The sequence below is a fragment of the Paenarthrobacter sp. NPDC092416 genome, assembly GCF_044755025.1.
Classification (GTDB): Bacteria; Actinomycetota; Actinomycetes; order Actinomycetales; family Micrococcaceae; genus Arthrobacter.
In genome coordinates, this window is record NZ_JBIVQG010000008.1 from 155,628 (window position 1) to 181,724 (window position 26,097).

23 protein-coding genes and 1 tRNA gene are annotated in these 26,097 nt (G+C 63.8%); 10 read left to right on the forward strand and 14 right to left on the reverse strand.

Features of this window, described 5'->3' with window-relative positions:
* Position 1 precedes the first annotated feature (1 nt).
* Genes ACIQC5_RS15935 through ACIQC5_RS15960 form a run of 6 tightly spaced genes read right to left on the reverse strand, consistent with a single transcriptional unit; the run spans position 2 to position 7,653 of the window.
* Positions 2-1,840: a protein kinase gene (locus tag ACIQC5_RS15935; RefSeq protein WP_400284272.1), complete on the reverse strand. Its 1,839-nt coding sequence runs from the start codon at positions 1,838-1,840 to the stop codon at positions 2-4.
* Positions 1,837-3,294 carry a penicillin-binding transpeptidase domain-containing protein gene (locus tag ACIQC5_RS15940; protein WP_400284275.1) on the reverse strand — a complete coding sequence of 486 codons (1,458 nt, stop codon included), beginning with the start codon at positions 3,292-3,294 and terminating at the stop codon, positions 1,837-1,839. The genes ACIQC5_RS15935 and ACIQC5_RS15940 overlap by 4 nt, the downstream gene beginning before the upstream one ends.
* Entirely contained in the window at positions 3,291-4,781 is a 1,491-nt protein-coding gene (locus ACIQC5_RS15945; RefSeq protein WP_400284278.1) for an FtsW/RodA/SpoVE family cell cycle protein, read from the reverse strand. The genes ACIQC5_RS15940 and ACIQC5_RS15945 overlap by 4 nt, the downstream gene beginning before the upstream one ends.
* On the reverse strand, positions 4,778-6,415 hold the full coding sequence (locus tag ACIQC5_RS15950) for a PP2C family protein-serine/threonine phosphatase (RefSeq protein ID WP_400284281.1): 1,638 nt from the start codon (positions 6,413-6,415) through the stop codon (positions 4,778-4,780). The genes ACIQC5_RS15945 and ACIQC5_RS15950 overlap by 4 nt, the downstream gene beginning before the upstream one ends.
* A 3-nt stretch (positions 6,416-6,418) precedes the next feature.
* Positions 6,419-6,898, reverse strand: coding sequence for an FHA domain-containing protein (locus tag ACIQC5_RS15955; protein ID WP_400284526.1), 480 nt, complete (start codon positions 6,896-6,898; stop codon positions 6,419-6,421).
* 5 nt (positions 6,899-6,903) lie between these two features.
* Entirely contained in the window at positions 6,904-7,653 is a 750-nt protein-coding gene (locus tag ACIQC5_RS15960; protein WP_400284284.1) for an FhaA domain-containing protein, read from the reverse strand.
* 341 nt (positions 7,654-7,994) lie between these two features.
* On the opposite strand from ACIQC5_RS15960, the gene ACIQC5_RS15965 reads away from it, so the two are divergent.
* Positions 7,995-8,077, forward strand: a tRNA-Leu gene (locus ACIQC5_RS15965).
* A 133-nt stretch (positions 8,078-8,210) separates the two neighbouring features.
* Here the strand turns inward: ACIQC5_RS15965 and ACIQC5_RS15970 are convergent.
* Both ACIQC5_RS15970 and ACIQC5_RS15975 read right to left on the reverse strand, forming a co-directional pair.
* A complete protein-coding gene (locus ACIQC5_RS15970; RefSeq protein ID WP_400284287.1) occupies positions 8,211-8,909 on the reverse strand; it encodes a FadR/GntR family transcriptional regulator in 699 nt (232 codons plus the stop codon).
* Positions 8,910-8,919: 10 nt separating this feature from the next.
* Positions 8,920-10,047 carry a mandelate racemase/muconate lactonizing enzyme family protein gene (locus tag ACIQC5_RS15975; protein WP_400284289.1) on the reverse strand — a complete coding sequence of 376 codons (1,128 nt, stop codon included), beginning with the start codon at positions 10,045-10,047 and terminating at the stop codon, positions 8,920-8,922.
* A 190-nt stretch (positions 10,048-10,237) separates the two neighbouring features.
* On the opposite strand from ACIQC5_RS15975, the gene ACIQC5_RS15980 reads away from it, so the two are divergent.
* Positions 10,238-11,230: a hypothetical protein gene (locus ACIQC5_RS15980; RefSeq protein WP_400284292.1), complete on the forward strand. Its 993-nt coding sequence runs from the start codon at positions 10,238-10,240 to the stop codon at positions 11,228-11,230.
* A 36-nt stretch (positions 11,231-11,266) separates the two neighbouring features.
* Here ACIQC5_RS15980 and ACIQC5_RS15985 read toward each other — a convergent pair whose 3' ends face one another.
* Positions 11,267-11,989 (reverse strand): TetR/AcrR family transcriptional regulator, encoded by a 723-nt coding sequence (locus ACIQC5_RS15985; protein WP_400284295.1) that lies wholly within the window; start codon positions 11,987-11,989, stop codon positions 11,267-11,269.
* Between the two features lie 107 nt (positions 11,990-12,096).
* Between ACIQC5_RS15985 and ACIQC5_RS15990 the strand changes: the two genes are divergently transcribed.
* Positions 12,097-13,473: a flavin monoamine oxidase family protein gene (locus ACIQC5_RS15990; RefSeq protein ID WP_400284298.1), complete on the forward strand. Its 1,377-nt coding sequence runs from the start codon at positions 12,097-12,099 to the stop codon at positions 13,471-13,473.
* 46 nt (positions 13,474-13,519) lie between these two features.
* Here the strand turns inward: ACIQC5_RS15990 and ACIQC5_RS15995 are convergent, their stop codons facing one another.
* Positions 13,520-14,083 (reverse strand): hypothetical protein, encoded by a 564-nt coding sequence (locus ACIQC5_RS15995; RefSeq protein WP_400284301.1) that lies wholly within the window; start codon positions 14,081-14,083, stop codon positions 13,520-13,522.
* Between the two features lie 197 nt (positions 14,084-14,280).
* On the opposite strand from ACIQC5_RS15995, the gene ACIQC5_RS16000 reads away from it, so the two are divergent.
* Complete coding sequence (locus ACIQC5_RS16000) at positions 14,281-14,661, forward strand: VOC family protein (RefSeq protein ID WP_400284303.1); 381 nt, start codon at positions 14,281-14,283, stop codon at positions 14,659-14,661.
* A gap of 49 nt (positions 14,662-14,710) precedes the next feature.
* Here ACIQC5_RS16000 and ACIQC5_RS16005 read toward each other — a convergent pair whose 3' ends face one another.
* Positions 14,711-15,160 (reverse strand): DUF5997 family protein, encoded by a 450-nt coding sequence (locus ACIQC5_RS16005; protein ID WP_400284306.1) that lies wholly within the window; start codon positions 15,158-15,160, stop codon positions 14,711-14,713.
* Positions 15,161-15,193: 33 nt separating this feature from the next.
* Between ACIQC5_RS16005 and ACIQC5_RS16010 the strand changes: the two genes are divergently transcribed.
* Positions 15,194-15,919: a LysR family transcriptional regulator substrate-binding protein gene (locus ACIQC5_RS16010; protein ID WP_400284309.1), complete on the forward strand. Its 726-nt coding sequence runs from the start codon at positions 15,194-15,196 to the stop codon at positions 15,917-15,919.
* 106 nt (positions 15,920-16,025) lie between these two features.
* On the opposite strand, the gene ACIQC5_RS16015 is transcribed toward ACIQC5_RS16010, so the two are convergent.
* Positions 16,026-16,718 (reverse strand): GntR family transcriptional regulator, encoded by a 693-nt coding sequence (locus ACIQC5_RS16015; RefSeq protein ID WP_400284312.1) that lies wholly within the window; start codon positions 16,716-16,718, stop codon positions 16,026-16,028.
* Positions 16,719-16,827: 109 nt separating this feature from the next.
* Between ACIQC5_RS16015 and ACIQC5_RS16020 the strand changes: the two genes are divergently transcribed.
* Genes ACIQC5_RS16020 through ACIQC5_RS16035 form a run of 4 tightly spaced genes read left to right on the forward strand, consistent with a single transcriptional unit; the run spans position 16,828 to position 22,454 of the window.
* A complete protein-coding gene (locus tag ACIQC5_RS16020) occupies positions 16,828-17,595 on the forward strand; it encodes a LamB/YcsF family protein (protein WP_400284315.1) in 768 nt (255 codons plus the stop codon).
* A gap of 40 nt (positions 17,596-17,635) precedes the next feature.
* Positions 17,636-18,973 carry an MFS transporter gene (locus ACIQC5_RS16025; RefSeq protein WP_400284318.1) on the forward strand — a complete coding sequence of 446 codons (1,338 nt, stop codon included), beginning with the start codon at positions 17,636-17,638 and terminating at the stop codon, positions 18,971-18,973.
* 18 nt (positions 18,974-18,991) lie between these two features.
* Positions 18,992-20,683, forward strand: coding sequence for a carboxyltransferase domain-containing protein (locus tag ACIQC5_RS16030; RefSeq protein ID WP_400284320.1), 1,692 nt, complete (start codon positions 18,992-18,994; stop codon positions 20,681-20,683).
* Between the two features lie 7 nt (positions 20,684-20,690).
* Positions 20,691-22,454, forward strand: a complete 1,764-nt coding sequence (locus ACIQC5_RS16035; protein WP_400284323.1) for a biotin carboxylase N-terminal domain-containing protein — start codon at positions 20,691-20,693, stop codon at positions 22,452-22,454.
* Positions 22,455-22,606: 152 nt separating this feature from the next.
* Here the strand turns inward: ACIQC5_RS16035 and ACIQC5_RS16040 are convergent, their stop codons facing one another.
* Positions 22,607-23,860, reverse strand: a complete 1,254-nt coding sequence (locus ACIQC5_RS16040) for an FAD-binding protein (protein ID WP_400284327.1) — start codon at positions 23,858-23,860, stop codon at positions 22,607-22,609.
* 139 nt (positions 23,861-23,999) lie between these two features.
* On the opposite strand from ACIQC5_RS16040, the gene ACIQC5_RS16045 reads away from it, so the two are divergent.
* Complete coding sequence (locus ACIQC5_RS16045) at positions 24,000-25,004, forward strand: LacI family DNA-binding transcriptional regulator (protein ID WP_400284330.1); 1,005 nt, start codon at positions 24,000-24,002, stop codon at positions 25,002-25,004.
* 5 nt (positions 25,005-25,009) lie between these two features.
* Here ACIQC5_RS16045 and ACIQC5_RS16050 read toward each other — a convergent pair whose 3' ends face one another.
* Entirely contained in the window at positions 25,010-26,008 is a 999-nt protein-coding gene (locus tag ACIQC5_RS16050; RefSeq protein WP_400284333.1) for a bile acid:sodium symporter family protein, read from the reverse strand.
* Positions 26,009-26,097: the final 89 nt, after the last annotated feature.

The window sequence follows — 26,097 nt, forward strand, 5'->3', positions numbered from 1 at the left end:
CTTAGTTGCTCGGGCTGCCGCTGGGCGTGGCGGACCCGGAGCCGGGATTGGTGGGAACAATGGAGCGGGACAGGTGATAAGTGACCACGGAACCGGCGGCGACCCTTGTCCCGGCAGCGGGTTCGGACCTGACAAACGTGCCCGGTGCCTGTCCAACTGCACCGTTCACCGGATCGCCCGGTACCCAGCGCAGGTTTGCTCCCTCGATGAGTGCCCGGACCTGGTCTTCGGTAGCGCCGACGCCGATGGTGGGAACTGAAACCATTTCCGGTCCCTTGGAGTACTGGACCGTGATGGTGGTTCCGGGGTCGACGCGGCCCGTCGGGTTCAACTTGGTGACTGTTCCGACGGGGGCATTATCAAAGACTTCCTGGCCGTCCACACCCAAGCCGAGGCCTGTGAGCGCTGCACGTACTGTCTCGAACTGCTGCCCCAAGTACTCCTCAGGGATCAGGTTGATCTGCTGCGGAGTCGACTGGGTTGGCGTCGGGGCAGGCGAGGACTGCGTCTGGGTAGGAGTCGCGGAGCTGGACGTGGGACTGGATGAGCGGCTGGCGCTGCTCGACGTGGACTCGCTCGGTCCCGGGCTGGGCGAGAAGAAACCGGACTGGGTGATCAGGAATCCAATCAGCGCAAAGAGCACCAAGAGGATCAGACCCACGAGGGGCCAGGTCCACGGGCTGCGCTTTTTGCGCTCAGGTTCCGGCTCGTCGTACCGGTCCTCATCGTCGTATGTTTCTTCAGCGTCACTCAACTGGCGCTCGGCCTCCAGCGCGTTGGCACGCGACAGCGGGTTGGAAGCCGCAGCTGCCGACATACCGGCAGCTGCACCGGCTGCGCCCGCAGCGGCACCGGCGCCCAGCACCGGAAGTGCGGAAGTCGCCGTCGTGGACTGCTCTTTGCCGAACGGTGAGGTGACCACTCCAGTAGGAGCCGTGGCTGTGTTGACCGGGGCCGTGATGGGGCCGGTGGTGCCCTCAAAAAGGAGCATTCCGGGGACCGCGGCGTGTGCAGCGGCGATATCGCCGTTGCGGATGGCTTCGGCAGCTTCAGCCAGTTTGATGGCGTTGGCCGGACGGTTCTTGGGGTCCTTGGCAAGCATGGACATCAACAGTGCACGAACCGGCGTGGGCAGCGTTTCCGGAAGCGGCGGCGGCGCGTCATTGACTTGGGCAAGGGCAATGGCGATTTGGGATTCGCCGGAGAACGGACGGTGTCCAGTGAGGCACTCATAACCGATAACGCCCAAGGAATATATGTCCGAAGAGCCTGTTGCCGTCTGCCCCGTGGCCTGCTCGGGTGCCAGGTACTGAGCAGTGCCCATGACCTGACCGGTTTGCGTCAGCGGAACCTGATCCGCCAAACGGGCAATGCCGAAGTCGGTGACCTTCACCCGGTTCTCGGGTGTGATCAGCAAGTTGCCGGGCTTGATGTCGCGGTGCACCAAGCCTTGGGCGTGCGCCACAGCCAAGGCGCGAGCGGTCTGGGAAATGATGGAAAGCGTCATGTCCGGCGACAGGACCTGTTCACGTTCCAGGAGGCCGCTCAGCGGGTGTCCGGGGACGAGCTCCATCACAAGGTAGGCCGAACCTGCCTCTTCGCCGTAGTCGAAGACGTTGGCGATGCCCACGTGGTTGAGGAGTGCGGTGTGACGTGCCTCGGCGCGGAAACGCTGAAGGAAGCCGGGGTCTCCCGTGTATTCCTCCTTGAGTACCTTAATGGCAACGATCCGGCCAAGGATTTGGTCCTTGGCTTTCCAGACCTCGCCCATGCCGCCAATCGCAATGCGACTGGTCAGCTGGAACCTGCCGCCGAGTGTGATTCCCGAAGTAGGCCTCACTTATTCAACACCGCCTCAAAAATCTTCTTTGCGTTCGGACTGGTTAGCTTGGCGCCAGTGAGCACATCCACACCTTCCATGACGATGGTGACGGCCACTTGCGGATCGTTCGCCGGGGCGAACCCGGTAAACCATGAGTTGTTCAAACCTGAATCCCCGAGCTCAGCGGTACCGGTCTTGCCGGCTACCTGCACGCCCGGAACGGCGGCACCCTTGGCGATGCCGTTGGAGACCGCACTGGTCATCCACTCCGTGATCTGACTCGCGATCGGCTGCGTGGTGCTGGTGCGCAGGGTTTCGGGCTTGGTTTCGCTGATGACGCGAAGGTCGGGCGCGCGGACTGTCTTCACCAGGTTCGGCTTCATCTGCACACCCCCATTGGCGATTGCCGCCGTCATCAGGTTGATCTGAAGGGGCGTGGCCTTGACGTCGCGCTGCCCAACAGCTGACTGGGCCAACTGGGCCTGGTCAAGGTCGGGTGGGAACACACTGATGGCCTGTTGGAGCTTGAGCTGATCGCCGAACGAGTCGCCGAAGCCGAACTTCTCGGCTTGCTCCCGGATGGCGTCCTGGCCGAGGTCCAGCGCGATGCTCGCGAACGGCGTATTGCAGGACTGCTCAAGCGCGAACACGAAGGACGCGGTTTCGCGCACGTTGCAGTTGCCGCCCGCGTAGTTGGGCAGGCTTGCACTGGATCCAGGCAGCGGCAAGCTACTGGGGTTCGGCAGTTCGCTGTCCTTGTTGTACTTGCCCGAGTTCAAGGCCGCTGCAGTATCGACGAGTTTGAAGACCGAGCCGGGAGACAGCAAGTTGCCGGTGGGACCACTGACGTTCTGGTTCAGGTTGATGCCTGGAATCTGGTTCAGCGCGGCATAGTTGTCCCGGGCGGCAGTGGTGTCGTGCGTAGCGATCAGATTCGGATCGTAGGACGGCTTGGAAACCATGGCCAGAATGGCACCGGTCTTCGGGTTGGTCACCACGATCGAACCGCGCTGTCCCTCAGGGATGAGGTCATAGGCCAGCTGTTGGATGGCGGGATCCAACGTCAACTCCACCGACGCGCCCTTCGGCTCGTTGCCGAGGAACATTTGGCTGACGCGGTCCAGGAACAGTTGGTCGGAGTTGCCCGCCAACGTGTCTCCCAGCGACTGTTCAAGGCCTGTGGAGCCAAAGCCCTTGGAGAAGTAGCCGGTGATGCCGGCGTAGAGCTCGGGCTGTGTGTACTTGCGCTGGAACGCGCACGATTCAGTTGCCGGTACGGACTCGGCAATCGGCTTGCCGGCGACGATGATCGCGCCGCGGTCATTGCAGAAGCTCGCCAGGATGGCGCGCTGGTTCCATGGGTTGGCATTGAGGTCGTCCGCGCCAATGACCTGTACATAGCTGATGGCACCGAAAATCAATGCGAACATGGCGACGGCAGCCATCCAGGAACTTCGTATGGCCTGGTTCATTGTTGCTTCACCGCCTCTGTTGGTGCGCCTGCCGTCGGAGCCACAGTGGGCTTCCGTGCGGCCGGATTGTTGCCTGTTGCAGGTTTGCTGGGTGCTGCTTTGCTTGCTCCGGACTTGTTCGACACAGAAGCCAACGCAGCAGGCGGTTCATCCATCATGGGAGTCGTGTCCACCGGTCCGCGGGCCGTATTGGAGATCATGAGCAGCAGGCCCACGATGATCCAGTTGGCCAGGAGCGAGGACCCACCAGCGGCCAGGAACGGGGTGGTGAGACCGGTCAGCGGGATGAGTCGTGTGACACCGCCGATCACCACGAAGCACTGGAGGGCAATCGCGAATGAGAGTCCGCAAGCCAGCAATTTACCGAACGCGTCCCGGGTGCCCAGAGCCGCCCGGAAGCCACGCGTGAAGAGCAGCAGGTACAGCATCACCACGGCAAAGAGGCCGATCAAGCCCAGTTCCTCACCGATGAGTGCCACAATCATGTCGCTGTTGGCGAAAGGCACCAGATCGGGCCTGCCTTGGCCGAGGCCAGTGCCCACCAATCCGCCGTCCGCCATGCCGAAGAGTCCTTGGACAATCTGTCCGCTGCCACCCGGCGACCTGCCGAAGACCTCGGGCGTGAAGGCGTTGATCCAGCTGTCGATGCGGAAAGCGACGTGCGAGAAAATGCGGGAGGCGATGAATCCGCCGCCAAGGATCAGGGCAACGCCAATGACCACCCAGGAGATGCGGCTGGTAGCGACGTAGATCATGACGATGAAAAGGCCGAAGAACAGCACGGAGGAGCCGAGGTCGCGCTGGAACACCAGGACGCCGATGCTCACGAGCCACGCCGTGATCATGGGACCGAGGTCCTTGAATCGCGGGAACTGCATGGGCCCGATCTTCCGGCCCGCCAGCAGGATGAGGTCCCGGTTGGAGGAAAGATAACCGGCGAAGAATATGGCCAAAGTGATCTTGGCGATTTCACCGGGCTGGAACGTCATGGGGCCAATGCGGATCCAAACACTCGCACCGAGTACTTCACCGGCAGAGATTCCGGGGACCAGCGGAAGGATCAGCAGGAACGCACTCGCTGCCAAGGAAATGTAGGTGAAACGCCGCAGGATGCGGTGGTCCTTCAGAAACCAGATCACGGCAATCGAGACAGCCATGGCTATGAGGGTCCAACGCAGCTGGTTGTTCCCTGTGTCATCCGTGGGGCCGTCCATGCGGTGGATCAGTGCCAGGCCCAAACCGTTCAGTGCAACCACGATCGGAAGTATTACCGGGTCGGCATATTTGGCGCGGAGCCTCAAGACAACGTGGAAGGCAAAGGCCGCGACGGCGAGCAGGCTCGACTGGAACCAGAAATCGCGGTCCAGCCCGGATTCGGAATTGATGCTGACAAGGGCGCTTGCCCCAATGCCCACAGCCAACGCCAGGACGATGAGCAGGAGCTCAACGTTGCGGCGGGGCTTGGGTGCAGTCTCGGTCTGGATCATTTGGCCGCCTCGCAGGGAGTCGGGACAGGGGACGGCGTAGGAGTGGCAATGGCCGCTGTACTTGGCACGGGGACAGTCGAGGTGGGCGTAGGCGTGGCGGATGTGCTCGGGCAACTCGCAGAGGTGCTGCCGTAATTCTTCAGGTTCTCCACAATGCGCTGCGCGTCTCCAAGATCTGCTGCGGGAACGGTTTGGCGTACGCTTTGCTGGCCGTATTCAGGAAGTGATTCCACCCGGATGTCCGTGACGGCCTCGAGCCTGGATAGCTGGATGGGTCCAAGCCGTTGCGAGATGCCGTTGTAAATGGCCACGCGCTGATCGAACTCGCCGACGTAATAGCGGGTTTGGGTCCAGGCATAGCCGAGCCACAGGCCCACCACGACTCCAAGCACCACGAACGCGGCGACAGCCGGTGTGAGCCAGCGGAGGCGGCGCCTAGGTACTTCGTCGATGTCCAGCCGGTCCTGTTCGGCCTTGTGCGTCAGGACCGTGGCAGCCCTGCGGGCCACGCTGCGTCCGGCGACAGTGGGGATGGAGCCGGTTTCGGCGGCCGTTGCGGCGGCGCCGACAAGTTCGTGGGGCCGGCTGGCCAGTTCCTCGCGGAGGACTTCCGCGGAGAGGTGCTCGCCAAGATGCGGATCCGTGGTGGCGGGAGGTTCTTTGCCGGATTCGGGTTCCGCTGCGTCGGCGGCCTTCAGCGGGGTGGCGTTGTTTTTGGACCCGGGTTCCCCGGCATCGTCTTCGGCCGCCTTTTCGGCGACCACTTCCGTGGCGTCTTTTGAAGCCGAAGGGACTTTGGGCTCGTCCACGGCGGCAAGCGCCGCGGCAGGAACGACGTCGACGGCGGCCGTGCTGACGTCGTCGTCGGTTTCTTCCGCGATCTCCAACATCACTACGGTGACGTTGTCCGGGGCGCCGGCTTCAAGGGTCAGGTCAACCAGGATTTCCACGCATTCGCGGAGGTCCTTGGTTTCACGGACCATGCGTTCCACGACGTGGCCGGCCACGTAGTTCAGGCCATCTGAGCAGAGCAGCCAGCGTTCGCCGGGCTCAACGTCCAGAACGTCCAGGTCGAGCTCCGGGCTGGCGTCGACATCCCCCAGGACGCGCATGAGGACGTTCTTGTGTGGGTGCGTCTCGGCCTCTTCGGGGCGCAGGCGCCCTTCGTCGATGAGCCGCTGGACGAACGTGTGGTCTACGCTGACCTGCTCGAATTTCTTGTTGCGCAGGCGGTAAGCGCGGGAGTCGCCGATGTGGGCGAAATGGAGCTTGCGCCCTTCCAGCAAGAGGGCGGTCACCGTGGTGCCCATGCCGGAAAGCTTCGGATTGAGGTGCACCAACTCCGAAAGCAGCGAGTTGGCGGTCTGGATCTCGTCAGCAAGAACCGTTTCTGCGCCGTCCGGGTAATCGTCATGATCCAGATGGATCATGTCCAGGACGGTGGAAGCGGAGGCGACATCGCCGCCGGCGTGACCACCCATGCCATCGGCCACGACGGCAAGATGGCGGCCCACATAAGCGGAGTCGTCATTCTTGGAGCGGATCCGGCCGACGTCGGAACGCGCGGCGTAGCGCATGATCAGGGGGCGCTCCGCGGGCTTTTCCTTGCCTTCGGTGGTCTCGGGGGAGGCCATGGACTACGGCCTCAATTCGATGACCGTCTTGCCGATTCTCACGGGGACGCCAAGCTCCACCGGCAGGGCGCGGGTGAGCTGTTGATCGGCCAGGTAGGTGCCGTTGGTGGAGCCGAGGTCCTCAATGAACCAGCGGCTGCCTTGGGGGAACAAACGTGCGTGACGGCCTGACGCGTAATCGTCCTCAAGGACCAGGGTGGCCTCCTGGGCGCGGCCAAGCAGAATGGGGCTCGCAGCCAGCGGCACTGTGGTGCCCTTCAGCGGACCTTCCGTGACCACGAGGTTCCGCGCGTGCTGAATGGCTGGTGGCGGCGCCGCTGCCAACTCGGGGTGCTTGCGGACTTCGCGGGCCGTGGGGGCGCCGGTTACAGCCTTGCGGCCGATCATGAAGTCGCGGCGCATGGTGGACACGATGCTGAAAATCAGGACCCACAGCAGCAGAAGGAACCCGAACCGCAGCGCTGTAATAGTCAGTTCGCTGATGTCGTTCACGCGTGGCCACCCGAGGTCAGGGGGAGGAGGCGAAAAATGATCTTTGTACGTCCCATCGTGATGGTTGAGCCGTCAGTGAGTTCCACGCTGCCGTTGACCTTATGGCCATTGACGTAGCTGCCATTGGTGGAGCCGAGATCAACGGCCCACGTGCTGCCGTTCTGCGTGCGAACCTCGAGATGTTTCCTGGACACACCGGTGTCATCCACCAGAATGTCAGCTTCAGAAGAGCGCCCCAGAATGACGGACTGGGCGTTCAGCGAGTAGCGTTGCCCGCCAATATCGAGGACAGGCTGGACGCGGGTGGGCTGCCGTGCAGGAGCCGCAGGAACGTTGGGCCGTGGAGCCGGGGGTGCGGGAGCGGCGGCGTCGGACGATTTCTCGGTCCGGGAGTTGATCTCGAAGTGTCCGGCACGTTCCTGGTCATTGCGGCGGAACGAAATTCGGACGGGACCTTGGAGCGTGTAGCCCTGGCTGCGGACGTGCTGAATAACGACGTCGCAGAGTTCCTCAGCCAGCGGAGTTCCCCATTCCTGGGCCCTGGTGAAATCGTCATCGCTGAGCATGACGTCAAATACATTGGGAGCGAGGGTGCGGCCTGCGGCGATGGTTATGGACTTGTTGTCCAATTCCCGCCGGAGCTTGCTTGCGATTTCCACCGGTTCAACACGTGCCCGCGACCCCGTGGAGAAGACGTTGCGGACTGCCTTTTCAATGCCGCGCTCGACTTTGTCCAGCAAACCCATGGTCCTTCTCCTTTCCTTGCCGCGACACCCGTGGTGCCTGCTCCAACAGCCTGTCCGCGCACACACTGAAGTGCGCGCCGCATGGCCCTTCCACTTCCCGATACTACTGGGCATGACTGTGAATGGCCTTAATTCACAACGCCCGGCGACCCGGAAAAGTTCGGTTCGGGCCCGTCATCACGGGGGACGCGTGGCGCGAAATTCCCGCGCCGTTCAGCCGATGTTAGGGGGCGGCTTTGGCTCGATTGGTGTTTTGCACGGAATGTCCGTTATGCTTGATCTCGCTGCTTTTGAAGGAAACGAAGCTGGGAGACCGGCAGAATGTCCTCAAAAGAAGTTGCGCGCGAGTGGCGGAACGGCAGACGCGCTGGCTTCAGGTGCCAGTATCCGAAAGGGTGTGGGGGTTCAAATCCCCCCTCGCGCACGCAGAGGAAAGAGCCCCGGTCTTAGGACCGGGGCTCTTTTTGTTATCTTCCCCCAACTGAGTCGCATTAGTGCGCGTTCTGAGCGCTCAAAACGCGCACTAATGCGACTCAGTTGGGCTGCGAAGCGGGAGGTCAGCCGCGCGCGGAAGTCTTGAACCGGCGTCGTGAATTGCTCAGGTGAAGTCGCATTGCTGCCGCAGCGGCAACTTGGTCGCGGTCGGCAATGGCTGCATAGATGGACGCGTGCTCGTGAACCACTTGCGCGAAGCCTTCCGCCGAATCTTCCTGATCATCTGTGACCAGGCGTGTGCGGGGCATGGTGATCATGGTTTGGCCCAGGGCGGTGATGCAGTCCGTATAAAAGGGATTGCCGGACGCTGCAGCTACGGCCCTGTGGAATTCAAAGTCTGCTTTCATGGCGTGCGCCGGATGGCCGGAGCTTGCGGTGAACTGTTCCAAGGCGCCATGCGCCGCCTTCAACTGCCGGTCCGTGTGGTGAAGTGCTGCCAACGCGGCTGCCTCGGTTTCGACGCCGATCCGGAAATCGAGCATCTGGAGGCGGTCTTCAACGCTGACAACCGGTCTTGTTCCGGGCGCTTGCGTGGGACCGTCTGCAGGCGGGGTCAGCGCGAAGCTGCCCCGCCCACGTTCGGTTTCCACCAGTCCCTCGGCCTGCAGGCGGGTCAGGGCGGAGCGGACCACGGTCCTGCTCACCCCGTACTCGCTGATGAGGGTGTTTTCGCTGGGGAGCTTCTCACCTGGCTGGATGACGCCGTCGACGATGCGGTTGCGAAGGTCGGCGGCGAGGTCCGTGGTCAGGTTTCGGCTCATGGCTTCAAGGTTACGCGCCGAACTCCACGGATTCCGTGGTCCAAGCGCGGGCCTGCCCGCTCAGCGTGACGCCAAGTCCGGGGCGGTCCGGGACGATCATGCGGCCGTTCTTGGTCTCCAGACGCTCCTCGAACAACGGGTCGAGCCAGTCGAAGTGCTCTACCCACGACTCCCGGGGGTAGGCAGCGGCGAGGTGAAGGTGGATTTCCATGGCGAAGTGCGGTGCCAGTCCCAGGTCGCGTTCGTCGGCAAGGGCGGCGAGGCGCAGGAACTGGGTGATGCCGCCGACCCGCGGGGCGTCCGGCTGGATGATGTCGCAGCCGTTGGCATTGATGAGGCCCTTGTGTTCCGCGACGGACGCGAGCATTTCACCCGTGGCGATGGGTGTATCGAGCACCTGGGCGAGGTGCGCGTGGCCCTCGAAGTCGTAGGCATCCAGCGGCTCCTCGATCCAGATGAGGTTGAATTCCTCGAGTTGGCGGCCCATGCGGAGCGCTGTGGCACGGTCCCACTGTTGGTTGGCGTCCACCATGAGCGGGACGTCCCAGCCGATGTGCTCGCGTACGCCGGCAACGCGGCGCAGGTCCTCCTTGGAGTCCGGCAGGCCCACCTTGATCTTGATGCCGCCGATGCCTTCCTCGATGGACCGGGTGGCACGTGCCTTGACCTCGTCCAAGGTGGCGTTGAGGAAGCCGCCGGAGGTGTCGTACGTCTGAACGGAGTCGCGGTACGAGCCCAGCAACTTGGCCAGGGGGAGTCCGGCGCGCTTGGCTTTGAGGTCGTAGAGCGCGATGTCGATGGCGGCCAGGGCCTGCGTTGCCACACCGGAGCGCCCAACCGAGGCGCCGGCCCAGAGGAGCTTGGTGTAGATCTTGCCGATGTCGTTGGGGTCCTCGCCGATGATGCCCTCAGCAACCTCCTTCGCGTGGGCGTACTGGGCCGGGCCGCCGGCGCGTTTGGAGTAACTGAAGCCGATGCCGCTGTGGCCCTGTTCGGTGGTGATCTCGGCAAACAGGAACACTACTTCGGTCATCGGCTTCTGGCGGCCGGTGAAGACCTTGGCGTCGCTGATCGGTACGGTGAGGGGCAATCGAGCCGTGGACAGCTTGACGTGCCGGATGAGATCTACGGGGCTCATTGATTCTCCTAAAGAGTCTGGGCATCATTGCCTGATACTTAGGATACAAGTGTATAACTTGTAATACAAGAGATTGTGTTCCGAGAGCTCTGGCAAGCCGTCACGCCGGTGCCTAGACTGACAGCACAATCGGCGGAGCTCCCGCAGATGGCGGGGACCTGTTCCGCCGGAACCTGATCCAGGGAGCATCATGCGTCACTCAAACCACAGCACTGTCAGTGCTCGGGGCGGATTCCCGCGCCGAGCCTCGTCACGGCCCCGAACCAGGGGTGTGCGCCGCGCCGTTGTGGGCGTCGTCGCCCTCGTGCTCGCGGCCTTCTTCGGCCCGGCGCCGCTGGCCTCCGCCGCCCGGGCCGCGGATTACCTCATCCCCCTGCCTGGAGCCTCATCGGCCGAAGGAATTGCCGCCGGCGCAGGAACGACGTTCTACGCCGGAGACCTTGGACGCGGAGACATCTTCCGTGGCGACGTCCGCCAACATACGGCGTCGCTCTTCATCGACGTGCCTGATGGCAGGGCGGCTGTCGGGATGACCGCGGATGTGGGCAACAGCCTGTTGTTTGTCGCTGGGGGCGGGACTGGGCAAGGTTACGTCTACAACACGGATACCGGCGAGACGGTCGCCGTGCTCCAACTGACCACTGGTCCAGCGTTTATCAACGACGTCGCACTGACCCCTGAAGGCGCCTGGTTCACGAATTCCGTGGCCGCTGAACTGTACCTTGTTCCGGTTGGGCAGGATGGCGAACTCGGCAGTGTCCGGACCCTTCCTCTGTACGGTCCCGCGGCTGACACCTCGTCGCAGTTCAACCTCAACGGCATCGCAGCAACTCCGGATGGCGAGAGCCTCATCGTCGCCCATTCAGGAAACGGCGCCCTCTACACGGTCGACCCTGCTACGGGTGCAAGTGAAATAATCGACGGCGTCAGCGTTCCCGCCGTCGATGGCATCGTAGTCAAGGGCAACCAGCTTTGGGCGGTGCAGAACATGCTCAACCAGGTCAGCAGGTTCGTGTTGGACGATGACCAGGAATCCGGGAAGCTGAAGGGTGTCATCACCAGTGGGCTCTTCCAGACTCCGACGACGGCGGCCCTGTTCGGTGACACGCTCGCCGTGGTGAACGCAAAGTTCTTCCAGCCGGGGTCCACAACGTTCGAGGTCGTGGTGGTTGGCGCCCGCTAGAGGGCGGTGGGCGGGCCCTGACGACCTCCTCAAAACCTACCCGCGCAGTGCCCCGAACCCCGCGATCAGCGCCTCGAGCCCCAAGCTAAAAGCAACATCCGTCGGCCGTGTATGCCGCTCCGCGGCGAGCCGGTCCACAGCGGCCGTGAAGTTGGGGACCTGCTCGGCGAGGCTGCCGGCGTCGAAAATGTCCTCCGGCGCGGTGACGTCGTAGGCGGCCCCGAACACGAAGGCTTCCAGAGCCACGATCGCCGAGATGATCTTTTCTTCAGGGAACCCGGCCTCGCGGAAACCGGCGGTCACGGCCTCGTACATGGCCAGGGTCTTCGGGGCGTTCGCCACCGGCAGCACGGCAATAACCGGGATCAGCGGCGTATGCTCCGAGAACACATCCCGGTAGGACCAAGCCCAGCGGCGTACGGCAACATCCCACGGCTCCGCCCCAAATGCGGACACATCAACCATGGCGGCCAAGTGGTCCTCAAGCAGCAACAAGACCTCATCCTTCGAGGTCACGTGGTTGTATAGCGCAGACGGTGCTACGCCGAGTGAGCGCGCCAGGGCCGCCATGGTGAGTCCGTCGTAACCCTTGCTGCTGATTAACTCGAGCGCCGCCGTCGTAATGCCGTCCTGATCCAGGATCCGAGCCATCGGCCGGCCGGCGCGGCGCCGCAATGGGCCTGTGGGCTGGGCCGAGGCGTCTGGAGCGGGGGTGGGTGCGGGCATCGGAGGCCTTTCTGCTGCCTGTGTCCCCAGCATTATTCCACCGGGTCTTCACACCGGCCGACTCCAGCGCTATTATGGACATAAATGAATGCCATTCATTTATTGGTCAGCCAACAACGGACGGCCACGGAGAGGACATCATGCAGAATCTTGATCGCGACGTTGTGATCGTCGGTGCCGGACCGTCAGGGCTGACGGCGGCACGCGAACTGAAAAAGGCCGGACTCAGCGTCGCAGTGCTTGAAGCGCGCGACCGCGTGGGTGGCCGCACGTGGACCGACACCGTCGATGGCGCCATGCTGGAAATCGGCGGCCAGTGGGTTTCCCCGGACCAGACGGTCCTCATGGAACTTCTGGACGAGCTGGGTCTGAAAATGTACTCGCGCTACCGCGACGGCGAATCTGTCTACATCGGCGAAGACGGCAAGCGCACCCAGTACACGGGCGACACGTTCCCGGTCAACGAAACCACCAAGGCCGAGATGGACAAGCTCGTCTCCATCCTGGATGAGCTCGCCGCGGAGATCGGTCCCACCGAGCCCTGGGCACACCCCAAGGCCCGTGAACTGGACACCATCTCCTTCCACCACTGGCTCCGCCGGAACTCCAACGACGAGGAAGCCTGCAACAACATCGGCCTCTTCATCGCCGGCGGCATGCTCACCAAGCCGGCACACGCTTTTTCCGCACTGCAGGCAGTCCTCATGGCAGCCTCTGCCGGGTCCTTCACGCACCTGACGGATGAGGACTTCATCCTGGACAAGCGCGTTATCGGCGGCATGCAGCAGGTTTCGCTGTTGCAGGCAGCCGAGCTGGGTTCCGACGTCGTACTTAACAGCCCGGTTCGCACCATCAATTGGGACGCCGACCGCGTGACGGTTGAGTCTGAGCAGGCCACGGTAAACGCACGGTATGTGATCATGGCGGTGCCGCCGAACCTGTACTCGCGCGTTTCCTTCAACCCGCCGCTGCCGCGTCGCCAGCACCAGATGCACCAGCACCAGTCGCTGGGCCTCGTCATCAAGGTGCACGCCGTCTACGAGACGCCGTTCTGGCGTGAAGCCGGACTGTCCGGCACGGGATTCAGCGCTGGCGCGCTGGTCCAGGAGGTCTACGACAACACCAACTACGGCGATTCCCGCGGCACCCTGGTGGGCTTCGTGTCCGACGAAAAGGCCGACGCCGTCTTCGAACTCAGTGCCGAAGACCGCAAGAAGGCAATCCTCGAATCAATCGCCGGATTCCTGGGCGACAAGGCCCTGACCCCCGAGGTCTACTACGAATCCGACTGGGGCTCCGAGGAATGGACCCGCGGCGCGTATGCGTCCAGCTATGACCTGGGCGGCCTGCACCGCTATGGCAAGGACCAGCACGCGAACGTGGGACCGATCTACTGGTCCTCGTCCGACCTCGCAGCCGAGGGATACCAGCACGTTGACGGCGCCGTCCGCATGGGGCAGGCGACTGCCGCCCGCATCGTCGAGGCTCACAAGCTGAGCGCGCTCCCCGTCGCCTAGCTACTTCCGCCGAGTTGGCACTTCACGCCGGGATGGGTGTGAAGTGTCATCTCGGCGTGGATAGTCCGGCTCGCGGCACCCCTGCCGCGCGTTCCGCTTCGATCAGTGCCTGGGCAAGACGCTCGACGGCGGCCCGGTAGTCGGTGCCGGCAGTGACCCGGCAATGCTCGGCTTCCCTCATGGCCAGAGCAAGTGCCGCGGTTTCCGCCTTGGCGATGTCCGTCATGGCCGGATAGTCGATCGCCTGCCCAGGATCGAGTTCATAGCGACGCCACTGCTGGAGAATGCTCGCGTGGCGGGCCGCTGCTTCCGCGAAGCCGGCACGACGCCCGGGCTCGGCTGCGTGGATCCGGTCCACCCGGCGACTGGAGGCCAATGTTCCTGTTGCGGTGGCCACCGCAACGAAGACCATGATGAGTCCAGCTGGTGCCCACTCCACGGCAGGAACCAGGATGGCGGGAAGAATCACCACCAGGCCCGCGAAGAGATCCCAGAAGATCGTGTCCGGTTCCGGGCCGCGCCCACGAGTGAGTTTTCTGTGGAGGACAAACGTGGTTGCCGCTGTTGCGAGCACCAAGGCTAGGCCCCACAGGAGCATCATGGCGGGCATTGGACCACCTCCAAGCGAGTACGCACTGCTGTGATTTCAGTATGCGCCTGTGCCTTCGCGGACGCGAGGCGCGGGTGGGGTCCTGCCGTGGAACCCCGCCTCGCGGACAATTCACCCTTGCGCGCGGGGGTGTGGTGTCCGGCTGAGGGTGTTCCCACGCTGCCATCCCGTCGTACCCGGGGCGTAGCCTAGGCAGCATGAGACTGAAAATGTGCAGCATCCACGTCAAAGATCCAGCCGCAGCTCACACGTTTTATACGGAGACGCTGGGCTTCGAGACACTGATGGCCATGCCCGAACATCATCTGTTCATCATCAAGGATCCCGGCGCCGACGCCGGTTCGGTGGGACTGTTGCTGGAGCCCAGCGACAACCCGATCGGCGCGGACTACATGAACGCCGTGTACGACGCCGGTATGCCGGCAATCGTCTTCGGCGTACCCGATGTGCAGGCCGAGTTTGAGCGCTTGGTTGCAGCTGGCGTGACGTTCAAGGGCGAGCCCTCCGAGGATCCTTCCGGCATCAGCGCAGTGTTCGACGACGGCTGCGGCAACTGGGTTCAGCTGCATCAAGACTGATTAAACAGCTGTGGCCGGGACCTCAGCCCCGGCCACAGCCCAGCAAAACCTACGCGTGGTCGCGCTTGGAAGCCTTCGGGGCGTCGCGCTTGGCGGCAGCGTTGTCCTTGGCTTCCTTTGTGGCGGCCTTCTTCGCAGCCTCGTCCTTGACGCGCTGTGCTTCGGCGCGGACGGCGGCGTGCGTGGCGCGCTCTACAACCAGCCACTGCGGGGGAGCCTGCAGCAGCTCGGTGATTTCCGCCGTCGTGAGTGCTTCTTCAACGCCGCCGCGGGCGAGGCCGCTGATGGAGACGTTCAGCTTCTGCGCGACAACCGGGCGCGGGTGCGGGCCGTTGCGGCGCAGGTCCGCGAGCCACTCCGGCGGGTTGGCCTGGAGTTCGGCGAATTCCTCGCGGGAGATGGACGAATCCTGGAACTCCTGGGGTGTCGCGGGCAGGTAGATGCCGAGTTTCTTGGCAACTGTTGCCGGCTTCATGGACTGGGAGTTCGAGGACGTCATGCTTCAAGGGTATCTGGCCGGTACTGTGAGTGTGTGCCAGCCGCTGAAGAATCCACTGAAATACCCGAGACGCTCGTCGAGCTCCGCTTCGCCTATGTTGCGGGTGTGACCCCTGGGAAGTGGATCCGACGCTGGGAGGAACGCATGCCTGACGTTCCGCTGCACGCTTTCATGTCCGACGACGGTGCACAGCTTTCGGTCCTGCGTGACGGTTCCGCGGACCTTAGTTTTGTTCGGTTGCCGGTGGACCGCGAGGGCCTCAATGTCATCCCCCTCTATGAAGAGCAGCCCGTAGTGGTCGCTCCCAAGGGGCACGAGATTTCCGTGTTCGAGGAAGTCGCTCTGGAGGACTTGTCCGAGGAGAACTTCCTTGACGTCGAGGAAATGGGTGGACCGGACATGGCCCTGCAGGTGGTGGCGTCCGGTGCGGGCCTGGCCATCATGCCCATGTCCGTTGCGCGCCACCTGAACAACAAGCAAACCGTCATGCGCCAACTGACGGGCGCGCCTGGGACGCAGATCGGCCTGGCCTGGTTGGCCGGAACAGACAGCCCGATTATTGAAGAGTTCATTGGGATCGTTCGCGGGCGGACGGCCCAAAGCTCACGCCAGCCGTCGGCCCAGCAGGAGAAGCCGAAGAAGGTGCCCAAGCCGGATCGTCGTGGAACGGGTGCCAAGAAACCAGCAGTTGCCCAGCGGTATGCGCCGAATCCCGACAAGGGTCGCGGTAAGGGATCCCGCAAAAAGGGCAAACGCTGACGTTCCTGCCCGGTTAGTGGGTGGATTTGCCCTTCTGGGGGCCTGAATCGCCGCGTTTTCCTGCTGCCGGGCGGAGTAACCGGGAAGGAGCGCTGCCTATCCCGGGCTACTCGCCGTGAATCGCGGCCTGTTGCTGCTCGGAACGGTTGAGGTAGGCCAAGAGGAGGTCTCCGGCGCGTTCGAGTTCGCCGGATTCCAACGCTGAGCAGATCTGCTCGTTCTCCGCGAGCCAGTCGCTGTAGAAGTGCGCGTTGACAGTGGCCTTGTGAAAGTACAGGCGCATCTCCGCCAGGATTTGGGCCATGATCGTGTTCAGTCGGTTGCTCTCCGCGAGACCAACGATTGCGCCGTGGAAATGCTGGTTCGCGCTGCCCAGTCCGTCGTTGTCCTCGGCCGCGGCTGCGCGCTTTCCCTCTTCGACGGCGGCCCTGACGGCGGCGATGCGTTCGGCGGAACCGCCCCCGCGGATGGAACTGACCTCGATGGCACGGCGGACTGTATAGACGTCGTGGATATCGCCGGCTTCAAGAGTTGCTACATACACGCCGCGGTTTGGCTGCCGAACAAGCAACCGCTCGCTGGCCAACTCGGCAAACGCTTCGCGGACGGTGTTACGGGAGACGCCCAAGTCCTCGGCAATGGTGGCTTCCGTGAGCTTGGCGCCCGGAACCAGGAAACCCTCGGCCAACTGGTAGCGCAACTCTTCCGCCACACGTTCTGCAACAGAAGGGACCCGCATGCGCATCCGGGCACTGCTGATGCCAGCGTGTTCGCTTAATCCCTGATCTGCACTGGCCATGATTCAAAATTTACACGATCGCCGAAAATTAGGATTGCTGAATTGTTGAACAATCCAACACTTTGGTGCATCCTAGATGTAACGCACTTCATGAGACAGGGATCACACCATGGCAATCATCGACCTGAACAGCGACGTAGGTGAGTCGTTCGGACGCTGGACTCTCGGCGACGACGAAGCCATGTTCCAGTCCGTCTCCAGTGCCAACGTTGCGTGCGGATTCCATGCTGGCGACCCCACCGTCATCCGCGCCACCTGCAAAAAGGCGGCCGAGGCCGGCGTCGTCATCGGCGCCCACGTCGGCTACCGCGATCTGGCGGGCTTCGGCCGCCGCTTCCTGGACATCGATCCCGTGGAACTGGCTGATGACGTCGTCTACCAAATCGGTGCGCTGCAGGCGCTGGCCGCAACAGCCGGCGCAACCGTCCAGTACGTCAAACCCCATGGCGGCCTGTACAACGCGATCGTCAAGCACACCGCCCAGGCACGTGCCGTCGTCGACGCCGTGAAATCGGTTGACCCCAACCTGCCGATCCTCGGTCTCCCCGGCTCCGAAGTCTTGCGGCTTGCAGACGAGGCCGGCCTTCGCGGCGTGGCCGAAGCGTTTGCCGACCGCGCCTACAACCCGGACGGAAGCCTCGTCTCGCGCTCCCAGCCCGGCGCCGTCCTTCACGACCCCGCCGAAGTGGCGGAGCACGTGCTGCGGATGGCCACCGAACAGTCCGTCAGGACGATCGATGGTTCCATCCTGAAGATCCGCGCAGAAAGCATCTGCGTGCATGGTGACTCACCGGGGGCCGTTGACATGGCCACTGCAGTGAAGTCCGCTCTCGGCAACGCCGGTGTCAGCATCGGCTCGTTCGTCCAAACCCGTTGAACCAGGCTCAGCAACATCCCTCATCCCCCCGGAGGAAACCATGACCAGCACCAACAAGGCAGCAAAGGCCGTGACAAGGAAGCCACCGGCCGGCGCCCTCAAGGCGTACATCGCCAGCCTCACCGGCACCTCGCTTGAGTACTACGACTTCGCCATCTACTCGGTGGCATCCGCACTCGTGTTCCCCAAGATCTTCTTCCCGGGCAACGATGAGTTCGTCTCGCTCATTCTGTCCTTCTCAACCTACGCCGTGGGCTACTTCGCCCGCCCGATCGGTGGCGTGATCTTCGGCCGCCTGGGCGACAAGATCGGCCGCAAGTACGTCCTGGTCTTCACCCTGCTTCTCATCGGCGTCGCAACCGTCCTGATCGGTGCGCTGCCCGACTACTCCGTGATCGGTATTGCGGCCCCCGCCATCCTGGTCCTGTTGCGCCTTGCCCAGGGCATCGGCGTCGGCGGTGAATGGGGCGGCGCCGTCCTGCTGTCCAGCGAGTTCGGAGACCCCAACAAGCGCGGCTTCTGGTCCTCCGCTGCCCAGATCGGCCCGCCTGCCGGCAACCTCATGGCCAACGGCGTGCTCGCCATCCTGGCTGCTTCACTCAGCAACGAGGCCTTCCTTTCCTGGGGCTGGCGCGTAGCTTTCCTGGCCTCTGCACTGCTGGTGGTCTTCGGTTTGCTCATCCGCCTCAAGCTGGAAGAAACCCCGGTCTTCAAGGCCATCCAGGCTCACGGCGACCGTCCCAAGGCACCCATCAAGGAAGTCTTCACGACCCAACCCAAGGCCCTGGTTGCTGCTGCACTTTCCCGCATTTGCCCTGACATCCTCTACTCGCTGTTTACGGTGTTCGTCGCCGTTTACGCCACCAAAGAGCTGGGCATGACCACCGGTAACGTCCTTTCCGCCATCTTGATCGGCTCCGCGTTCCAGCTCTTCCTGATCCCGCTGGCCGGCGCAGTCACGGACCGTTTCAACCGTCGCCTCGTCTATGGGATTGCTGCAGCAGGAACGGCGGCCTACATCCCCGTCTTCTTCCTGATGATCCAGGGCAAGTCCGTTGTCATGCTGATCATTGGAACCGTGATTGGCCTGGCCTTCCACGCGTTCATGTACGGTCCGCAGGCCGCCTTCATCACCGAACAGTTCCCGGCCCGCCTTCGTTACGCCGGCAGCTCCCTGGCGTACACCCTGGCTGGCGTGATCGGCGGCGGATTCGCCCCGGTGATCTTCACCTTCCTTTATGGTGGCGGTTCCGGCGGCTGGTACCTGATCGCCGGGTACATCCTCCTGGCGGCCATCATCACGATCGTGGGCATGTTCCTCGGCCGGGATCCGAAGCCTGAAGAGGAAGAGCGCCTGCTGCAGGAGTCGCGCGCCTAAACGGCCGCGCACTGGAAAATGGAGACCGTGATGCAGACGACCACCGCGAAAAAGGTCCGCTCCGTGCGACCCGTTGGCACCCGTGCCGTCCTCGCCGAGCTGGACGGACTGCAGGACGTTCTCGCCCTGCAGGACATGCTCTACAAGTCCCCGCTACCCGGCCAAGTGGACGTGCTTGCCGCCGCAGAAACGGTGATGGTGGTGGGCGAGTCCGCTGCCGCCACCCGAGCCATCGGCACACGGCTGCTTGAGTTGGAACTCTCTGCCCCCGAGGTGGGTGACTCCGCGCTGGTGGTCATCGACACCGTGTACGACGGCGACGACCTCGCCGACGTCGCGGGGCTCACTGGACTGAGCGTGGAAGGCGTCGTGGCCGCCCACACCGGCCAGATCTGGACCGTGGCCTTCGCCGGCTTCGCCCCCGGATTCGGCTACATGGTGGGCGAAAACGAAGTCCTCACGGTGCCTCGGCGCTCCTCTCCGCGCACCGCAGTTCCAGCCGGCTCTGTGGCGCTTGGCGGCCAGTACTCGGCCGTCTACCCGCGGCGTTCGCCGGGTGGCTGGCAGCTGATTGGCCGGACGGGAGCCCGCATGTGGGACCTCGACCGTCCGCAGCCAGCGCTGGTCCGCCCGGGCAACCGGGTCCAATACCGGGCGGTCCGAGAGGTGGTGACGGCCGCATCGGCGCACGTTGCCGACGCCAATGATTCGGACAGCGCGGGTGCTGCAACTCCGGGCTCCGGTCTTCGGATTCTGAACCCCGGCGCCCAGAGCCTCATCCAAGACCTGGGCCGCCGGGGCTACGGTCCACTGGGCGTCTCCGCGGCGGGCGCCTTGGACCGGGCATCACTGCGCAGGGCCAACCGACTCGTCGGAAACAGTTCGTCCGCCTCAGCCATCGAGTCCGTCAACGGTGGCCTGACAGTGGAAGCCGTCGGCGATCAGGTGATTGCCGTGACCGGTGCGCCGACCACGCTGACCATCCAGTCGCCGTCGTACGTTTTGTCCGTTGAGTCTGACGCCTATGGTGAGAACGACCCAGAGTTCGACGGCGGCGTTCAGCCGGGCGCGCGGCGCACCGTCCCGATGGCCGCACCGTTCGCGTTGCTCGACGGCGAAGTGCTGACCATCGGCGCGCCGGAGTCCGGGTTCCGCAACTACTTGGCTATCCGTGGCGGAGCGGACGTCCAGGAAGTCCTGGGCAGCCGCTCGGCGGACACGATGTCCGGCATTGGACCGGCGCCCTTGGTGATGGGTCAGATCCTCCCGGCTGGCGACGCGACAGCGTCCACCGCGGTGGGTAGCCCGGAACTGCAGCCCGAGTTCCCCGGCGACGGCGTGACCGTGCTGGACATCGTCCCCGGTCCGCGTGCCGACTGGTTTGACCAAGCCGCGATCGACTCGCTGTGCAGCCAGGAATGGCTGGTTACGCCGCAGTCCAACCGAGTGGGCATGCGCCTGGACGGTACGCCGCTCCAGCGCACCCGCGAAGGCGAGCTTCCCAGCGAGGGCACCATGGCCGGCGCCCTCCAGATCCCGCCCGCGGGACTGCCGGTGCTCTTCCTCGCCGACCACCCCATCACTGGCGGCTATCCGGTGATCGGAGTGGTGCGCGACGAGCATCTGGACCTGGCCGCCCAAGTGCCGATCGGTGGCAAGATCCGCTTCCGGCTTGATTCAACAGACTTTCCCCAGACCCCAGAAAAGTGAGTATTTGATGCGCAAGGTCCTGATCGCGAACCGCGGAGAAATCGCCGTCCGCGTCGCCCGAGCCTGTGATGACGCCGGGATTTCCTCGGTAGCTGTCTACGCGGACATCGATGCCGACGCCATGCACGTTGGCGCCGCCGACGAAGCCTACAGCCTGGGCGGTAACTCTCCGGCTGACACCTACCTGAACATCGGCAAGCTGCTCGCAGTGGCGGACCAATCGGGCGCTGACGCCGTCCACCCCGGGTATGGCTTCCTGTCCGAGAACGCGGACTTTGCGCAGGCAGTGCTCGACGCCGGACTCGAGTGGATCGGTCCCTCGCCGGAGTCGATCCGACAGCTGGGCAACAAGATCACGGCCCGCGAAATCGCGGTCCGTGCCGGTGCGCCCTTGGTGGCCGGCAGCGACGGACCGGTTGCCACGGCAGCCGAAGCACGCGCTTTCGCTGAGGAGCACGGGCTCCCAGTGGCCATCAAGGCTGCGTTTGGCGGCGGGGGCCGGGGACTCAAAGTGGTCCGCGAGCTCGTTGAGGTGGAGGAAGCCTTCGATTCCGCCGTGCGCGAGGCCGTTGCCGCCTTCGGTCGCGGGGAATGCTTCGTGGAGCAGTACCTTGATCGGCCCCGGCACGTCGAGGCGCAGGTTATCGCGGACATCCACGGCAATGTTGTTGTGGTGGGCACGCGCGATTGCTCGCTCCAGCGCCGACACCAGAAGCTTGTTGAAGAGGCGCCCGCACCCTTCCTTAGCGACGCGCAGCGGCAACAGATCTACGATGCCTCCAAGGCGATCGTCCGCGAGGCCGGCTACTACGGTGCCGGAACCGTCGAATTCCTGGTTTCGGCTGACGGCGCCGTGGCCTTCCTTGAGGTCAACACCCGGCTCCAGGTTGAGCACCCCATCACCGAGGAAACGGCGGGAATCGACCTCGTCCAAGAGCAGTTCCGCATCGCCGCCGGGCTTGCGCTGAGCATCTCCGAGGACCCGGCCCCGCGGGGGCACTCCTTCGAATTCCGGATCAACGCCGAGGATGTGGGACGCGGCTTCCTGCCGTCCCCGGGAACTGTTGCCGCGTTTGAAGCGCCCACTGGACCTGGCATTCGCCTGGACACCGGCGTTCGTTCCGGCTCGTTCGTGGCACCCCAGTTCGATTCGCTGCTCGCCAAGCTGATCGTCACCGGCGCAGATCGGCAGCAGGCCATTCGCCGCGCTCGTCGCGCCCTTGCTGAAATCAACATCACCGGCCTCGCGACGGTTCTGCCGTTCCACCGGGCCGTGCTTGAGTCCCCTGACTTCACGTCCCCCGTGGGCCTGAGGGTCCACACCCGCTGGATCGAGACCGATTTCGCAGACCGGATCCCGGTGGATTCCGAGTACAGCGTCGCGGCTCCGAGCGGCGAACGGCGCACCATCACCGTGGACGTCGATGGCAAGCGGCTGGCTGTGGGACTTCCGGCAGACCTCCTCGATGGCTGGGCGCGCTCCGGCCAGGGATTGCCCTCCGTGTCTGAAGTTAGCGGGCTGCCTTTGGACGGTTCCGATGGTTCTGCCAGCGCCGCTGCCAGCGCCTTGGTCTCCAGCATGGCCGGCACCGTGGTGAAGTGGCTTGTTGAGCCCGGCGCTTCGGTGGCCGTCGGTGATCCCCTGGTGGTTCTCGAGGCCATGAAGATGGAGACTCAGGTATCGGCACATCGGACGGGCACGCTCTCGTCCATCCTCTCCGCTCCTGGTGGCGTGGTGACGGCGGGCGCCGTGCTGGCGCACATCGAGTAGCCCGGCTGACTCAGCCCGAACGGCGGTCCGGTCCCAGTGCGGGGAGCCGGGCCGCCGTCGTCGTCGTTCCTGTCTTTTTGACAGCCAATAAGTTGCTGGTCCGCAGTTGCGTTGCTGCCCAGCGATGAACTAGCGGCCCAGCAACGACGTTGCTACGCAGCCCTGGCGGCACCCAGACCCAGAACGCTGTCCAGGAGGCCGTTCCGGAACTTCCCCGTGGGGTCGCTCGCTTGGACGAGGGCGCGGAAGTCCTCGAAACGAGGGTAGAGTGCGGCGAAGTCGTACAGGCCGGGCGTGAAGATTTTGCCCCAGTGCGGGCGTGCGCCGAAGGGGCGAAGCGCTTCCTCGAGTTCCGGGAGCACCGCTTCCACGTCGTCTTGCAGCGGCTTCCAGGTGAAGTGCAGCGCGACGCTTTGCTGCTGGTAGAAGGGGCTGAGCCAGTATTCGTCGGCGGCGATGGTGCGTACCTCCGAGATGAACAGCAGCGGAGCGAGCTTGTCGGCGAGACCGCGGACGGCCTGCAGCGCGGCTGGCGCGTGATGAATCGGCAGGATGAATTCGCTCTGCAGCTCCTCACCATTGCTCGGCGTGAACTCGTGGCGGAAGTGCGGCAGGCGGTCGAGCCATTTCCCAACGACGTCCAGCTGCTCCGTGCAATTCTCGGCGGACATTCCGGGGAGTGGGTGCAGCGCGACAGTGGCGGCCGTGGCATTGAACAGATCCGGCAGTGCAGGCTCGGAGTCCAGGGCTTTGAACCAGACCTGGGGGATGGCGTTTCCGGTGTAGTCGGTGAAGAAGCTGACGCTGTACGCGCTGGACGCAATGTCCTCGAAGTTTGCCAGGGTACGGTCCCACGGCAGATCGGTGAGGACGCGCTGCCGCATTCTGAAGCTCGGGCGGACTGCGAGCTCCAAGCCGGTCACGATGCCCAGCGCACCGAGACCCACCACGCTGGCGAGGAATTCGTCGTCGTCCTTGGTGATGGTGACCAGCTCGCCGTTGGCGCGCACCACATCAAGACTGACGACGGCGCCGGCCAGGGAGGGATTGTTGACTCCACTGCCGTGCGTGCCGGTTTGGATCGCTCCTGCGACGGAGATGTGGGGGAGGGAGGCGAGGTTGTGGATGGCGTACCCCTGCTCTTCCAAGGCTCGGCAGAGGGCGCCGTAGCTGATGCCGCCGCCGACTTTGACGGTGCCCTTGTCCGCATTCAGCGAGATCTCCTGTGCGAACGCGTCCAACAGGATGTGCGTGCCGTCGGTGTCGGCGACCTTGTTGAAGGAATGGCGGGACCCGAGGGCCTTGATTCGGGTTGCGTCAGCCACCAGCTGTTGGAGCTCCTCAACGGTTTCCGGGCGGTGGACTTCAGCGGACGAGTACTCAAGGTTTCCTGCCCAGTTCTTCATTGAATGATCTTCCCACTATCGGTGTTTGCGTCTGTTTGAGTCTTTGAAGCATTGTGAGCGCTCACAAATGGCGACGTCAAGGGAGGTCCATTGGTTGAAGATAGAGTGCTAGAAACCCGCCAACCATCAGGAGCAGCACGTGAGCAAGGGATCCAAGCCCACTATCCGGGACGTTGCCCTGGCGGCCGATGTTTCGCTGACCACGGTGTCGTACGTCCTGTCGGGCCGGCATGGGGGCACCACGCGGATTAGCCAGCCAACCCAGGATCGCGTCCTGGCGGCCGTGAAGGAACTGGGCTACGTGCCGAACCAGGCCGCTCGGGGTATGCGGCGGGGCAAGACTGACGTCGTTGCAGTGGCTATCGGTAACCTCGAATGGCCGTGGGACCGCGCACTCGCCACAGCTGCCGCCCGCATCCTCCCTCAGCACGGCCTCCAACCAGTGATCCTGCTGGGTGACGATTGGCGGAAGTTCATGATGTCCGGGGGAGCAGACGGTGTCATCATCGGCTACTTCCCGGAGGCCAAGTCCGCTGACGAAACGGTCACCGAGCTCGCCCGACGCGGTGTAGCACAGGTAGTCATTTCAGAAACCATGGAGCCTGCAGGATTCGATGTCCTGGCACCGGAGTCCACCGCTGGTCTGGCGGAATGCATGGACTTCCTGACCTCTTCGCACAGCAGGATTGCGTGCATCCGACGAGCCTCTCCCGCTGGCCGGCCTTCCAGCCGTTATGGGGCCTATACGGCCGGGTTGGAGAGGGCAGGCATTCCACTGGATGAGGATCTGGTCCGGACCTCGCACCACCGGCGTGACACCGCCTATCAGTCGGCCCTGGAATTGATGCAGCTTCCTGACCGGCCCACTGCAATCTTTGCCACGGACGACATGGAGGCATTGCAGGCCATCCGTGCCGCTTACCGTTTGGGCCTCCGCGTGCCCGAGGACATCCAGATTGTGGGCGTGGGCAACTCTACCGAGGGCCAAGAATACGATCCTGCGCTGACAACCGTGGGGCCGGATCCCATCTTTGAGCAAGTGGTGGGCGTGTTACTGGACCGATTGGCCGGCGCCACACCAGCCGAAGGCCTGCGGATTCCGTCGCCGTGGAAGCTGCATCGCCGCGGGACCACGCTGGGGTAGCGGCGCTAGTCCTTCAACGGGCGCCGGGCCAGGAAGGCCGCCACGATCGCGCCGGAGATGTTGTGCCACAGCGAGAATACTGCCGACGGCAGGGCGGCCAGCGGAGTGAAATGGGCCGTGGCCAACGTTGCGGCGAGGCCGGAGTTCTGCATGCCGACTTCGAAGGCCAGGGCACGGCGTGCCTTGTCGTCCAGCCGACCAAGTTTGCCCGCCAAGTAACCAAGTCCTAGCCCGAATCCGTTGTGCAGGACCACTGCCAGGAACACGATGCCGCCGGCGGCAATGATCTTGCTGGCGCTGCCAGCCACAACGATCGCCACAATCAGCGAAATCACCACAGCGGATGCCCACGGAAGGGCCGGCAGCACCTTCGCGACGAGATTCGACAGGAAGAGGCGCGCAAGGAGGCCCGCAATGACGGGCAGCAGGACAGTCTTGACGATGTCCAGAACCATGGCACCGGCGTCGATGTGAAGGAACGAGCCAGCCAGAAGGAGTGTCAGCGAGGGGGTGACGATCGGTGCAATCAGCGTGGACACCGAAGCGACGGCGACGGACAGGGCAACATCACCCTTGGCCAGGAACGCCATGACGTTCGACGCCGTGCCGGACGGAGCACAGCCAACCAGGATCAAGCCCACCGCCAACTCGGGTGGCAGTTGGAGAAGGACAGCGATCAGCCACCCTGCGCCGGGCATGATCACGTAGTGCGCCACGATTCCCAGTGCTACAGCCCAGGGCCTGCGGGCTACGGAGGCAAAGTCCGGCGGTGTCAGGGTGAGGCCCATGCAGAACATGATGACGCCGAGAAGGTAAGGAACCGCGACGCCCATGGGCTTGAACAGATCGGGAATAAGGAACCCGAGGACTCCGGCAACCACCACCAGCAGCGGGAACACCGTGACGGCGATGCGCGCAATTTTGGCCTCGGCGGCGAGAGCGGCGTTGACAGGGGCCGCGGTGGACTCCTGGGTTTCTGACGGGGAATTTGTTGCCTCAAGCATTCATCCATGCTCACACTTAGTCCCGAGCCGCACGAGTTCGTTACATTCGCAATCGTGTATATGTCAGATGACTGTTGTTTCCCCGCCCA

Excerpts from the sequence above, each read along its gene's own strand:
- ACIQC5_RS15940 (WP_400284275.1), bottom strand. The coding sequence starts at position 3,294 with ATGAACCAGGCCATACGAAGTTCCTGGATGGCTGCCGTCGCCATGTTC.
- ACIQC5_RS15945 (WP_400284278.1), bottom strand. The coding sequence starts at position 4,781 with ATGATCCAGACCGAGACTGCACCCAAGCCCCGCCGCAACGTTGAGCTC.
- ACIQC5_RS15950 (WP_400284281.1), bottom strand. The coding sequence starts at position 6,415 with ATGGCCTCCCCCGAGACCACCGAAGGCAAGGAAAAGCCCGCGGAGCGC.
- ACIQC5_RS15960 (WP_400284284.1), bottom strand. The coding sequence starts at position 7,653 with ATGGGTTTGCTGGACAAAGTCGAGCGCGGCATTGAAAAGGCAGTCCGC.
- ACIQC5_RS15970 (WP_400284287.1), bottom strand. The coding sequence starts at position 8,909 with ATGAGCCGAAACCTGACCACGGACCTCGCCGCCGACCTTCGCAACCGC.
- ACIQC5_RS15975 (WP_400284289.1), bottom strand. The coding sequence starts at position 10,047 with ATGAGCCCCGTAGATCTCATCCGGCACGTCAAGCTGTCCACGGCTCGA.
- ACIQC5_RS15980 (WP_400284292.1), top strand. The coding sequence starts at position 10,238 with ATGCGTCACTCAAACCACAGCACTGTCAGTGCTCGGGGCGGATTCCCG.
- ACIQC5_RS15985 (WP_400284295.1), bottom strand. The coding sequence starts at position 11,989 with ATGCTGGGGACACAGGCAGCAGAAAGGCCTCCGATGCCCGCACCCACC.
- ACIQC5_RS15990 (WP_400284298.1), top strand. The coding sequence starts at position 12,097 with ATGCAGAATCTTGATCGCGACGTTGTGATCGTCGGTGCCGGACCGTCA.
- ACIQC5_RS15995 (WP_400284301.1), bottom strand. The coding sequence starts at position 14,083 with ATGCCCGCCATGATGCTCCTGTGGGGCCTAGCCTTGGTGCTCGCAACA.
- ACIQC5_RS16000 (WP_400284303.1), top strand. The coding sequence starts at position 14,281 with ATGAGACTGAAAATGTGCAGCATCCACGTCAAAGATCCAGCCGCAGCT.
- ACIQC5_RS16005 (WP_400284306.1), bottom strand. The coding sequence starts at position 15,160 with ATGACGTCCTCGAACTCCCAGTCCATGAAGCCGGCAACAGTTGCCAAG.
- ACIQC5_RS16015 (WP_400284312.1), bottom strand. The coding sequence starts at position 16,718 with ATGGCCAGTGCAGATCAGGGATTAAGCGAACACGCTGGCATCAGCAGT.
- ACIQC5_RS16020 (WP_400284315.1), top strand. The coding sequence starts at position 16,828 with ATGGCAATCATCGACCTGAACAGCGACGTAGGTGAGTCGTTCGGACGC.
- ACIQC5_RS16025 (WP_400284318.1), top strand. The coding sequence starts at position 17,636 with ATGACCAGCACCAACAAGGCAGCAAAGGCCGTGACAAGGAAGCCACCG.
- ACIQC5_RS16030 (WP_400284320.1), top strand. The coding sequence starts at position 18,992 with ATGGAGACCGTGATGCAGACGACCACCGCGAAAAAGGTCCGCTCCGTG.
- ACIQC5_RS16035 (WP_400284323.1), top strand. The coding sequence starts at position 20,691 with ATGCGCAAGGTCCTGATCGCGAACCGCGGAGAAATCGCCGTCCGCGTC.
- ACIQC5_RS16040 (WP_400284327.1), bottom strand. The coding sequence starts at position 23,860 with ATGAAGAACTGGGCAGGAAACCTTGAGTACTCGTCCGCTGAAGTCCAC.
- ACIQC5_RS16050 (WP_400284333.1), bottom strand. The coding sequence starts at position 26,008 with ATGCTTGAGGCAACAAATTCCCCGTCAGAAACCCAGGAGTCCACCGCG.